General features: G+C 37.7%; 11 protein-coding genes and 1 pseudogene. 6 read left to right on the forward strand and 6 right to left on the reverse strand.

The window, feature by feature from the left end:
- Positions 1 to 34 precede the first annotated feature (34 nt).
- The 3 genes from J2Z23_RS19325 (at position 35) to J2Z23_RS19335 (ending at position 2537) form a co-directional block, all read left to right on the forward strand.
- Positions 35 to 487 carry a nucleoside deaminase gene (locus J2Z23_RS19325; RefSeq protein ID WP_057985708.1) on the forward strand — a complete coding sequence of 151 codons (453 nt, stop codon included), beginning with the start codon at positions 35 to 37 and terminating at the stop codon, positions 485 to 487.
- Between the two features lie 41 nt (positions 488 to 528).
- Positions 529 to 1566, forward strand: coding sequence for a SepM family pheromone-processing serine protease (locus J2Z23_RS19330; protein WP_057985733.1), 1038 nt, complete (start codon positions 529 to 531; stop codon positions 1564 to 1566).
- Between the two features lie 68 nt (positions 1567 to 1634).
- A complete protein-coding gene (locus tag J2Z23_RS19335; protein ID WP_238482862.1) occupies positions 1635 to 2537 on the forward strand; it encodes a DUF1002 domain-containing protein in 903 nt (300 codons plus the stop codon).
- A 130-nt stretch (positions 2538 to 2667) separates the two neighbouring features.
- Here J2Z23_RS19335 and J2Z23_RS19340 read toward each other — a convergent pair.
- The 3 genes and pseudogenes from J2Z23_RS19340 to J2Z23_RS19350 all read right to left on the reverse strand — a co-directional run.
- Positions 2668 to 3132: pseudogene (locus J2Z23_RS19340) on the reverse strand (transposase); the annotation flags it as partial.
- Between the two features lie 277 nt (positions 3133 to 3409).
- A complete protein-coding gene (locus J2Z23_RS19345) occupies positions 3410 to 4465 on the reverse strand; it encodes a DUF1646 family protein (RefSeq protein ID WP_238482863.1) in 1056 nt (351 codons plus the stop codon).
- A gap of 7 nt (positions 4466 to 4472) precedes the next feature.
- On the reverse strand, positions 4473 to 5228 hold the full coding sequence (locus J2Z23_RS19350) for an AAA family ATPase (protein WP_209974885.1): 756 nt from the start codon (positions 5226 to 5228) through the stop codon (positions 4473 to 4475).
- Between the two features lie 243 nt (positions 5229 to 5471).
- On the opposite strand from J2Z23_RS19350, the gene J2Z23_RS19355 reads away from it, so the two are divergent.
- Positions 5472 to 6407, forward strand: coding sequence for a S66 peptidase family protein (locus J2Z23_RS19355; protein WP_238482864.1), 936 nt, complete (start codon positions 5472 to 5474; stop codon positions 6405 to 6407).
- A gap of 73 nt (positions 6408 to 6480) precedes the next feature.
- Positions 6481 to 7866, forward strand: coding sequence for an L-cystine transporter (locus tag J2Z23_RS19360; RefSeq protein WP_064468807.1), 1386 nt, complete (start codon positions 6481 to 6483; stop codon positions 7864 to 7866).
- Between the two features lie 148 nt (positions 7867 to 8014).
- On the opposite strand, the gene J2Z23_RS19365 is transcribed toward J2Z23_RS19360, so the two are convergent.
- From J2Z23_RS19365 to J2Z23_RS19375, 3 genes are all read right to left on the reverse strand, one after another.
- Positions 8015 to 8818: a YihY/virulence factor BrkB family protein gene (locus J2Z23_RS19365; RefSeq protein WP_057985698.1), complete on the reverse strand. Its 804-nt coding sequence runs from the start codon at positions 8816 to 8818 to the stop codon at positions 8015 to 8017.
- 455 nt (positions 8819 to 9273) lie between these two features.
- Positions 9274 to 9651 (reverse strand): hypothetical protein, encoded by a 378-nt coding sequence (locus J2Z23_RS19370; protein ID WP_057985696.1) that lies wholly within the window; start codon positions 9649 to 9651, stop codon positions 9274 to 9276.
- Positions 9652 to 10112: 461 nt separating this feature from the next.
- Positions 10113 to 11093, reverse strand: coding sequence for an NAD(P)H-quinone oxidoreductase (locus J2Z23_RS19375; protein ID WP_057985694.1), 981 nt, complete (start codon positions 11091 to 11093; stop codon positions 10113 to 10115).
- Positions 11094 to 11441: 348 nt separating this feature from the next.
- On the opposite strand from J2Z23_RS19375, the gene J2Z23_RS19380 reads away from it, so the two are divergent.
- Positions 11442 to 12668 (forward strand): CynX/NimT family MFS transporter, encoded by a 1227-nt coding sequence (locus J2Z23_RS19380; protein WP_064468809.1) that lies wholly within the window; start codon positions 11442 to 11444, stop codon positions 12666 to 12668.
- Positions 12669 to 12780 lie beyond the last annotated feature (112 nt).

Genomic DNA, 12780 nt, shown 5'->3' on the forward strand with positions numbered 1-12780 from the left:
ATATATGAAGAATTGAGAAAGGAGCATATGAAATATGGATATATTTATGAACAGAGCTGTAGAATTGGCAAGGGAAAATGTCAAGGACGGTGGTCAGCCTTTTGGGGCTGTTTTAGTTAGGGATGGAAAAATTATTACGGAAGGTGTTAATGAGCTCCACCTTCACTATGATAGTAGTGGGCATGCGGAACTTTTAGCGATTCGGAGAGCACAAGAGCAATTAAAAACCTTAGATTTAAAAGATTGTACGATATATGCAAGTGGTGAACCATGTCCAATGTGTTTAACGGCTATTTACTTTTCGGGTATTCAAAAGGTATATTATTGTGAAACTGTAGAAGAGGCAAAAACAGTGGGACTTGGAACCTCATCATTTATTTACAAGGAACTCGCTTTACCTAAACAACAACGGTCGGTGAAGATGGAACAAATGCCAATTGAAGAGGGGGAAACTCCACTCACTCTTTGGTCTCGTTCAATTAAATGAAGTTCATGATGAAAACACTTATAGAAAGTAAGGGAAGACATATGAACTCAGCTTTCGCAAAGAGAATGAAAAAGAGAAGTCTTACGATTATCCTCGTTTTGGTGATCATTTCACTCTTTATCCCAACTCCCTATTATCTTTATCAGCCTGGATCAGTGGAAGAGTTGGGGTCAAAAGTAACTGTGGAAGGCGGAGAAAAGGATCCTACAGGAAACTTACACCTTACGACAGTGTTATCCATGAGAGCGAGTAATATTTATTATTTAGCCTATGGCTGGTTTGCTCCTCATACAGATATGCGCAAAGTAAAAGAAGTAAGAGGAGATATGACGGATGATGAATATAATCGTTTGTTACAACATATGATGGAAAGCTCCCAAAACCACGCTTTTGCGGCTGGTTTACGTGCTGCTGGGGAAAAGGTGGATATAAAGCCTACTGGTGTATTTGTACGAGATGTTAGAGAAGATACTGATGCGAAGGGAAAACTTGAAGTTGGTGATGTGATTCAACAAATAGATGGTCATAAGGTGGAGGACGCTCAAGCTTTCCTTGAGTATTTATCACATAAAAAAGCAGGAGATCTTGTCGAGCTACAATTTGAGCGAGAAGGCTCAATCAAAGAAGAAAAAGTCAAGCTTGTCCCATTAACAAATAGTACAAATACAGCAGGACTAGGAATTATCTCGGAGAATGAATTTTATATTACGCCATCTCGGCAAATTAGCATAGATGCAGGTGAGATCGGTGGTCCATCTGCGGGACTAATGTTTTCCTTGGAAATTTATAACCAGATATCACAGAAACATCTTACCAAAGGATATGAAATAGCAGGGACAGGTGAAATTGATATGGACGGAAATGTTGGACAAATTGGAGGCATTCGTGAAAAAATCACCGCTGTTGAAAAGGCGGGTATGGATATTTTCTTTTGTCCAGCTGATATACAACCTTATGATTCAAATGAAAAAGATGTATTGAATGAAGCGGAAAAAGAGGGATATAAAGTTAAAATTGTCCCAGTTAAAACATTGCAAGAGGCCATTGATTATTTAGAGAAATTACCACCTAAGCAATGAGCTTATTCCGCATAATTTGATATGATAAGATACAGGAACGAAAGTGAGGGATTACAATGAAATTCAAAATGAGAAAGTTCCTTATTTTATTACTAACATTAGGATGTTTGTTTTATATAGCAAGTCCTGTCCTTGCCGCAAACGATGATGATAATGAAGTAATTGATGAAAAACTCGGGCTCCCGATTGTTGTTTATGGGGAAACACTGTCAGATTCTCAAAAAGAGGAAGTAAGAAAGATCTTGAACGTGAAAAATCCTGATAATGTAGAGGAAATCATTGTCACGGCGGATGACTTGGCGCGTTTAATTGATGGGAATCCAAATTCAAGAATGTTTTCTTCCGCAAAAATCACTTTACAAGATAAAGGAAAAGGGCTTGTTATTAAAAGGGTCACACCAGAAAATATTACGGAAGTAACAGAAGAAATGTATGCCAATGCAATGCTCACAGCGGGTGTGGAAAATGCGATTGTGGAAGTGGCCTCTCCTGTAAAGGTTACAGGTCACTCTGCGTTGGTTGGAATTTATAAAGCTTATGAATCCCGTGGTCAGACATTGGACAAGGGAAGAATGGAAGTTGCCAATGAGGAACTCGACATCGCCACCGAACTTGCGGATAAAGAAGGATTGAATGATGAAAAAGTTGGCGAACTTTTAACAGAAATTAAAAAACAAATTGCTGAGCAAAATCCGGTCACAAGAGAAGAAGTAGAGCAAATTGTTGAAGAGCAATTAAGTAAAATGGAAATTCAATTAAGTCCAGAGGATCGGCAGTTACTCATTGATTTATTTGAAAAAATGCGTTCCTTAGACATTGATTTTGGAAATGTGAAACAGCAACTAGAAGATATTTCAAAGGATATTAAGGATAAGCTACAAGATGTTGTTGGAGATGAAGGTTTCTGGGATAGTGTCAGCAATTTCTTCAAAAACTTATTTGAATCCATTGCTAATTTTTTCAAGGGATAAAAGAGAACGAGATGGTCTATTGGGGACCATCTTTCAGGATGTAGACAAAAGGGTTGGAAATCAAAATGATTTCCAACCCTTTTGCTATTCATACAGGATCATTCTATGAAAAAGAGCCATAAATGCTCTCCTTATTCGCGCTGGCTTTCACATGGGTCGAATCAATAAAGACATGGTCGGGGCTAAGAAGCGCGGTTTGCCACCTCGTTTAGAACCTTATAGAAGATCTGCTCGAATAGATCTGTATCTGCAAATCGACGCACATAGTTTTTTCCGAACGTGGAAAAGTGAGGAACCTCTGTATGAGGCCCAAGCCAAGGAACCAGCGATATGCCACATTCGTTTCAATTTCCTTGATTGTCTGGCGCATGGAACGGATGCCGCAGGTATACTGAATGAATGTCATCTTGATCAGTACGACAGGATCTATGTTGGGTCTCTCAATGGTTGAGTAAAGATCTTCGACTAATAGATAGATAAAGGAGAAATCAATAGTCGCATCCAGTTTGCGCACCAGATGGTCTTGAGGAACCAACTGCTCTATTGTCAGCATTTCCAGCTGTTCGCATTCATTAATTTGATTCTTCGTCATCATATCCATCACCTCATTCAGTTATAGAAAATACCGTTGATTGGAGCGGAAAGCGTCCGCTCGCAGCGGAAATCAACCTTTCTAGCTTTATCTCTATTTTAAAAGAGAACGAGATGGTTTATTGGGGACCATCTCTTTTTATTGGTTAAATTTCTAGCTTGTGACGAGGAATAGTGGCTAACTTTCAGTGTCTGATCGTGTAAGTGAACAGGATGTTTTTATAATGTGTTCATCCTTAAACCAAATTTGTACGTCATTAAATAGGAACTTCTGCCTGCGCTCAGCCAAAGATTAAAATAACGATAAAATAGACAATCATAGCAGCTAGTCCAACTGGAACGCCAAAGCGGGCCCATTCTCGGCTTGTAATATTCAGTTTTCCCGCTGAAATAATATTTGGGATGTTTCCAGGGATGAGCATCCCACCACTAATCATAAGTCCAAGCAAAATGGCTTTAATCGTTGGCGCCTCCATCAAGGGACTAATTTCTGCCGCGGCTAATGTAGCATTATCTAAAACAGCCGAAATCATATTAATCCAATAAAGCAATAATGGGCTAACTCCAAGTAAGTACTTTTCGATGAAAGGCTCAAATCCAGCTCCAAGTAAAGTAAGTCCCATGACAAAAAGGTAAATTTTGATAGCGCGAATGATAATTTCTCCGTAGCTCTCTACCTCAAGAGAAGAAGAAAGACCTGATTGATCTTTTCGTGGCTTAACTAATACAGCAGCAAGAATTCCGAAGATCAATACAGCTGGAATGACATCAGAACCAATCAAACGCATCAAGAAGAAGAAATCCTCCCCAAGTTTGCTTGTAGCAATAGTTGATAAAGGTTCACCTAAAGGTGTTAAGGCAGATCCTAATCCTATAGAGAAGCAGGCTAAGACAACAAGACGAATTTCTGATTGGCGGTCAAGGCGAAGTACGCTTACGATCACGACGAGTACAATAGCGGCAATGATCGCTGTGATGATACTGGAAACTAAGCCAAGGATAATAACAACAAAGGCTATAAATAGCCGACTAGGAATGGCTCGACTTAATCCTAAAATTCCCTTTTCAATGGGTGTCTGTAACCACCGAAATAATAAGCCTGCAATTAATACAGCTAAAGTAATATGAATAGGATCTTCTAGGGCTTTGAAAAATAAAGACCGATCAAGAACCTGACTTATAAACGCGGCAGCTAATCCCATTAAAAATAAAAAAGGCTCTAAATTTTCTTCAACAATCTTCACGGTAAATGGTAAAAGTAAAACAAGAATTAATACAATGGTTAAACCAATAATGGTCACATTCAAACTTTTCAACCTTCTTTCAGCAAAATTCAAGTGGCACCTATAAAAATAAATGGTGTAAAAGTCTTTCTTTGTCATCAAAGAACTGTTTGAATAGAAGATAGTGGCTAGTTTCCTCAAGTAATGTTTCCTTTATTCCATCCTCAGAGAACTCATAAATAGTAGAATGAGGATAGGCCATTAGTAAAGGTGAATGAGTAGCAATAATAAATTGGGAATCCTGCTCTACTAACTCATGCATACGTGATAACATGGATAATTGACGTAAGGGAGATAACGCTGCCTCCGGTTCATCTAATAGATAAATACCTTGTCCTCTAAACCGATTCAAAAATGTAGCGAAAAAGGCTTCTCCATGTGATTGCTCATGTAGAGAAACACCACCAAATTGATTGATCACCTTATTTCCACCTAATGGTTCGCGATCCAATTCCTCTATATTCGAAGCAACGTTATAATACGTCTCCGCTCTTAGAAAAAATCCATCTTTAGGCTTCTGAACGCCTTTAACTAAACGTAAATACTGGTCAAGAGATGAATGGGAGTCATAGGTGGAAAAATTAAAATTGAAGCTCCCACCTTCCGGATTAAATCCATATGCAATCGCTATCGCCTCTAATAAAGTGGATTTACCCATTCCATTTTCACCAATAAGATATGTAACCTGGGGATGAAGTGTAAGTTCATCTAAGGATTTTACAGCAGGTAAGTGGAAAGGGTATTTAGAATAAGATGGAATTTGTTCTTTGAGAAGTTTAATTCTTTTAATGTATGGCATGAATTCGTTAAATGACATCTTATCCTCCCCAATTAAAAAGTTTCTCTTTTTTTATATTAACGAAAGGAAGGTGGATTTGTCATCTTTCCTCTGACATATTTATACTATTCTAGGTTGTGTACTTTTCATTGCATTATTGATTTTTCAGCAATATTGTAGGAAAGTTCGTAAGCAATAGTTAATGATAAAATAGAATACATTGATTAAGTAAACAGGAATAACATGAAGAAAGAGGATATAACGTAAATTAAAATAAATAGAATGGGAAGTGATGCAAAGGTGAATAAAGGGAAAGCACTGAAGAAGGGAGCTAAAATTGGCCTTACTGCCCCTGCTGGTCCAACAGATGAAGATAAACTAAATAAAGGGATTACTATTTTAAGAAAGCTTGGTTTTTATGTGGAAATTGGCTTAACATGTTACCAAAATGAAGGAGGCTATTTGGCAGGTTCCGCTAACTTACGTGCGAATGAATTGAATCAAATGTTTGCTAATCCTGACATTGATGCGATATTTTGCTTACGAGGCGGATATGGAGCAATGCAAATCCTTCCATTTTTAAATTTTGAACTTATTGCTGCTCAGCCGAAAATGTTAATTGGCTATAGTGATATCACTGCCTTACATATCGCTTTACAACAGAAAAGTGCACTAGCTACAATACATGGTCCTATGCCTGCATCTGATCTAATTTCAGCCTCTGACTTTACACTTCAAGCATTGCTCTCAGTTATAACAAATGCCCATTTGGGTGGGAGAATAGAGAACCCACCTGGAAAAATAATGGAATGCCTTGTACCTGGGAATGCAGAAGGGATTTTAACTGGAGGAAACTTAGCACTTATCACCAGTTTACTTGGTACACCTTTTGAAATTAATACGAAGGGGAAAATCTTATTTTTAGAAGAAATAGGGGAAGAGCCTTATCGAATTGATCGAATGCTGACACAGCTTGCTTTAGCCGGAAAGTTTGCTGACGCGGAGGGGATTCTATTAGGCAGCTGGACCGGTTGTCAATCCAGCGATCCGAAGAGCTTTCAAGTAAGAGATTTATTTCGAAGAATTATTGCTCCATTTGGAAAACCTACGTTAATGAATATAAGGGCGGGACATTGTGAACCTACAGTTACCTTGCCATTTGGAATTCCCGCCATATTACAAGCAGAAGAAGGAAAACTTTTTTATTTCAATCCATAATCTTGGTTATGAATCCGAAATTGTGGGAATATATTATGGAGGATCTATACCTGCTTAGGAAAGGAGTCATTTGATGAATACTTTGTGGGTAATCGCCAACATTATATTATTCCTCGTGCTAATAGGCCTTTTGTTTTACATGCAAAAAAAGCATCTTTCCTTTTCGAAGCGTGTTTTTTCTGCCTTAGGCTTAGGAATTGTACTTGGACTTTATATTCACCTTGTATTTGGAACAGATTCGAGTGTAACTAATCATTCGATTGAATGGTTTAATATTGTAGGTAGTGGTTATATATCTTTTCTAAAAATGATTGTCATGCCACTTGTGTTTATTTCGATTGTGTCAGCTTTTACAAAGTTAAAGCTAACAAGCAATTTAGGAAAGATAAGTGCCTTAGTGATTGGGATTTTAATTGCGACAACTGCGATTGCTGCATCGATTGGGATTGCAACCTCTTTAGGATTTCAATTAGAAGGTATTGAGCTAGAAGCGGGTGAAGCGGAAGCGGAAAAAAATACACAGCTACAACAAACTGTTGGGGACGTTGAAGATATGTCAATTCCACAGCAAATTATTAGTTTATTTCCACAAAACCCTTTTATGGAGCTAACAGGAGCAAGGCCTACTTCTACCATTGCAGTAGTGATTTTTGCCGCAATTATCGGAATCGCCTATTTAGGTGTAAGAAGAAAAGAGCCAGAGCATGGAGAGTTTTTCGCAAAAATTATTGAAACGATTTACACAATTGTGATGAGAATGGTGACGTTAATTCTTCGGTTAACACCTTATGGAGTTTTAGCGCTAATGGCAAAAGTAACTGCCACAAGTGATTATTCAGCAATTGTAAAACTAGGTAAATTTGTGCTGGCTTCATATGTGGCGATTATACTTATGTTTATCGTTCATTTACTTTTACTACTATTCGCTGGTAAAAACCCAATCACATACGTTAAGAAAGTGATTCCTGTCTTAACTTTTGCTTTTACCTCGCGTTCAAGTGCTGGGGCATTGCCATTAAATATTAAAACCCAACACGAAGAATTAGGCGTGTCTGAGGGAATCGCTAATTTTGCCGGTTCCTTTGGATTATCAATTGGGCAAAATGGTTGTGCAGGTATTTATCCTGCCATGTTAGCCATTATGGTTGCCCCTACAGCTGGTGTCAACCCTCTTGATCCCGTATTTCTCGGTACTTTGGTTGTAATTGTAGCGATTAGTTCCTTTGGAGTAGCAGGGGTAGGAGGAGGAGCAACATTTGCTGCGTTACTTGTCCTTTCAGCGATGGATTTACCAATCGGCATCGTCGGGCTGTTAATTTCAGTTGAGCCCTTAATTGATATGGGAAGAACAGCCTTAAATGTAAGTGGAAGTATGACAGCGGGAGTATTGACAGGCAAAATAACCGGTGAATTAGATGAGGAAGTTTATAATCAACCAAAACAAAGATTACAAATATAAAAATTTCCGAACTGTCCCAGTTTAAAGTGCCCCTTAAGTAAACCTCTTAAGGGGCACTTTAACATTTAGATACAATGAATGAAGTTTATGGACAATGTATTTGTGTCTTTCCCCGCAAATTAGCCGCCTTTTTCCCTTCAAAAGCAACTCATGTGTGTCTTTCGATCCAAGAGGCATTGATGAGCCCTCCTATCAACAGCACCGCAGCGGTAAAGTAAAACCAAATCATCAGGACAATCATGTTAGCCATATACCCATAAAGCCTCGTATAACTGGCAAAATAGCTAACATAATAGGAAAAGCCAATGGTTACCGTTTGCCAACCAACTGTTGAAAAAATGGCACCAGGCAATGCATGCTGAAAACGAATCTTCGAACTTGGGACCGTTTTATATAAAAGCAAAAAAAAGAAAAATAAATAAATAGAGCCTGTACCCCATTTCACAACTGCCCACCAACGATAAAAAGCCGTTGGTAGATAGATATGGGCAACTAAGAAGACTCGTCCGATTTCTTCTCCAATTGGAATTAATAGAGATACTGTTAATGTAATCATGAGCCCGGCTGTCAAAATAAGATCCTTTCCCAACGAAAGTAAGAAAGTTTCTTTGCGAATGACCCGGTGGACTTCATTCATCGATCTGACAAGCGCTTGAACAGCCATAGAAGCAATCCAAAAGGCAGCAAGTAAGCTAAAAGAGGCGAGCTTTGTCTGATTTCTTCCAATAATCCCCATGATGTTATCTTCGATTAAAGTAAAGCTACCTTTTGGGATATAAGGTTCTAATATGGTAAGCACATCTTCTGATTGGACGGGGAGCAGGCTAATAATTGCAAATGAAAATACTAAAAAAGGGAAAATAGCCAGCATGAAGTAGTAAGCCATTAAGGCTGATTGATCATGGAACCGCTCTAAGAAGAATCGCCTACATACAGTTAAAACTACATTCATTTTCACTCATTCCTCTACTTATGTCTCCTATTAGCTTTAGCTATTAAGAAAGATTCAAAACATAAAAATACAACGCTCGTTTATCTTATATCCCATAAAGAAAGTGATATTTATCTTGAGATAGATGATAGACCCAGTAAAAAAATAGTTCATAGTGAGTAATACCTAAATGAACCCGAAGCTTAAACAAAGTATAATACAGGACATGGTTCCTATGAAGCACCAACACTTCTTTTATAAGAGTGCTTTAGTGGAACAAGCAAATAAAAAATTCTTTAACGTTGTGAATGCGCACTTTCCCACTTCAGCTCTTTTCATTTCCTGATTCTCCCGAATCTATCGAATTACATATTTCAATTAAAAAATTCTCTTTAAAGTGGAACTAATTCAAAAATAATTCGTGTTTATAATTAGGATAGTCTACCGACTAAAAAAGGAGGGGATAGATAATGAAATTAATTTAAAAATTGACTCAACGATTTAATCTCATCTTCATCTAAGACTTTTATATTTAAAATATTGTTTTCAGTTCCTGGAGATTTTTTAATCAATATCCATTTATCATTGTACTCAAATATTGAGTACTCATTTATTCCATTTGGGCTATCCTTATCCATAATATCTCTTAATAATTTAAAATCTGTTTCACTAAAATGATCGATGTATTCATCATCAATAAGTTTTTCGATGTCTTTGTATTCCGTTGCTGTATTTAGATCTTCATATAATTTAACCGATCCAATCGGCCTAGAAATCAATAGATACAACAAAAAAATTATTACTAACATTAATATTAAAACTATTGTGAAAAAGACACTTCTATTTATTTTCATTAATGTACATCCTTTCTTAAGTTAATAAAAAAAGAAAAAGGGTTTTCAAATGTTTAAAAAATGTATTTTTATGATCTTAACACTTACGTCAATGATGTTTTGTTTGATTATTCTATCGTAGAAAAAAAGGGCGATCAATATACTGGTGAAATTACAAATTATATTTCGATTAGTTTCGCTTTCACAAAAATAGTTTAATTAATACAGCAATTAAATAGAAAATATTCAGAATCCAAAAAAGGTGTCAAAACTTAGGGAGAAAAAGGGTTCTACAAATGGGGATTATTAAGTGGCATATTTCTTTAAGCTTTTTAGCTATGGCAATCATCTTTTGAAGAAATTTAAATTTTGCTAAATATAATAAAGAACAACCCATTTTCAAAAAGAAAATGAGTTGGGAGTTCATTCATACTTGGTCCTGATAAAGGGTTAGGCTGAAATTGAAATTGTAATCCGCTAGATTACGAATTGACTCGTAGTACAATCTTTCCTGCATTTCGATTTTGCTCCATATGGGCATGTGCTTGATTGGCCTCTTTCCAATCCCAAATAGAATCTAGGATAGGTTTGATTTCCCCAGAGGCAAGTTTATCTAAAGCGAAGCCAGAAAAGTCTTGAGTTAATTGGCTTTTCTTTGCGGGAGTCTGTGTTCGTAAAGCTGTCCCGATAATTTGAAGTCTTTTAGACAATAGCAAACCAAGATCTACATCTTCAACTTTGGCTCCTCCCATTGTTCCAATAATAATAAGTTTTCCATCTATACATAAAGAGTGAATATTTTCTTTCCAATAGCTTGCCCCAATAAAATCAAGAATTAGGTCAACACCATTACCATCTGTGGCAGCCTTTACTTTTTCAGAGAATGGTCCTTCTCGATAATCAATGGCATAATCAGCCCCTAAAGAAAGACATAGCTCTCTTTTTTCTTCTGTTCCGGCTGTTACAATAATTTTAGCTCCTTTTTCTCTAGCTAGTTGTATGGCCGCTGTTCCTACTCCGCTTGCCCCGGCGTGAATCAGAATTGTTTGTCCTTGTTCTAAGTCGCCAAGCCAAAACATATTTAAATAAGCGGTGAGAAAGACTTCAGGAATGGCGGCGGCATCTTCAAAGGAAAGTATTTCGGGGATGCGTATAGCCATGCCAGCTGGAATGGAGACATATTCAGCATAGCCGCCCCCGGGAAGTAAAGCACAAACACGATCTCCTTTTTGCCAACCAGTAACTTCAGCACCAAGCTCTTCGATAATGCCACTCATTTCAAGTCCTAAAATTGGGGAAGCACCTTGTGGTGGCGGGTATAATCCTCGCTTTTGTAATAAATCAGCTCGATTTAAAGCAGTTGCTTTTACTTTTACAAGTATTTCATCAGAGCCAATTTTAGGCTTTTCAAAGTCCCCAATATATAATGATTGATCCTCTTCTTCGACTAAAATAGCTTTCATCGACATCACCTCAGTCATTTTTACCAAAATTATTCAAAAATAAGCCCTATATATGTTATCGTATAAGAATGAATCTTTTCTTACAAATGTTAGCTTTTACATAAAGGGGCTATTTATTGATCATGTCCTAATTTTAACCATTTAACCCTGGCGGTTAGAAAGTAATGTCAAGCTGTATACAGCGGATACTTAAGGTCAACTGAGAATGGGGAAAACATCCTTCTAGATCCGGAGATTTGTCAGTTGCAGATTCACAGGATTTAGATTAAAACGCCGTGTTATAAGGTGGCTCTTAGCTAATCTCCTTGATTAGAAACTCCCTTTTTTCTTGAAGAAAGAGGTATATATATGAACGATAAACAACTTGGTCGGGAATCATCTATTCAAAGTTTCCTTTTAATTCTCGGTATTATTTTTATCGCCTTTAATTTGCGACCTGCGATTACATCGGTCGGTCCACTGATTGGCACGATTCGCACGGACTTTAATATATCCAATGGGGTAGCCGGAATGATTACAACTTTGCCGTTACTTGCATTTGCTCTTTTCTCGATTATAGCGCCCATCATTGGAAAAAAATGGGGAAATGAAGCAACTATTTTTGTCAGTTTACTTGTGTTGTTAATTGGAGCCCTAATTCGTTCATCTGGAAATTTAAATCTTCTTTTTCTCGGAACCGCCTTTATTGGGATTGGGATTGCAATTTGTAATGTTTTATTACCGGCGATTGTGAAGCAACGCTATCCCTATAAAGTGGGAATTATGACTAGTATTTATTCGACTTCAATGGGATTATGTGCAGCAACTGCTTCAGGACTAAGCATACCCTTAGCTAAGGGGCTTGGTCTCGGGTGGCATAAGGCATTGCTTGTGTGGGGGACGATGGCTCTTATTGCCGCGATAATCTGGTTTCCCCAAGTGTTGAAATTTGCTGGAAAACATGGGCTACAGCCAGCAGGCTTATCGTTCACAAGCATGTTCCGTTCTTCGATAGCTTGGCAAGTGACTCTATTTCTAGGACTTCAATCGATCCTTTTTTACGGACCTATCACTTGGCTTCCAGAAATATTGGTGAATAAAGGCTTTAGTATCGCTGCGTCAGGTTGGATGTTAAGTTTTATGCAATTTTGTAGTTTGCCAGCCAACTTCATCACTCCCGTATTGGCAGGGAAATTGAAAAACCAACGTCCGATTGTCATGGTTGTGGGGGTTTTTTACATTGCGAGTCTCAGTGGATTGTTAATTGGTGGGGGAACTGTATTTCTCTCTGTTTGTGTTTTACTATTAGGAATAGCTCAAGGTGCGTGTATTAGCTTAGCTCTTACTTTATTTAGTTTGCGTGCGGCTGATTCTACACAAGCTGCACAGCTGTCTGGGATGGCTCAGTCAGTTGGGTATTTATTGGCTGCGGTCAGTCCAATATTGATTGGTATCCTATTCGATTATACCCAATCTTGGACATTACCATTATCATTCTTACTTGTTGTTTCTGTTGGAACGATCTTATCAGGACTAGGAGCAGGTCGCGATATGTATGTTGGTGAATCTACTCCTGCATTAAAAGAAGGGAAGTAGATGATTATGGTAAATTATTAGGTAGTGTCAAAAATTCTATGAAAACAAAAGCCTAAACGTAGCTCTACGGTCTAAATGTGGTGGTAAGCTACCGCAATCGCTCTTGACAAAC

The organism is Lederbergia galactosidilytica (assembly GCF_017873565.1).
Classification (GTDB): Bacteria; Bacillota; Bacilli; order Bacillales; family Bacillaceae_C; genus Lederbergia; species Lederbergia galactosidilytica.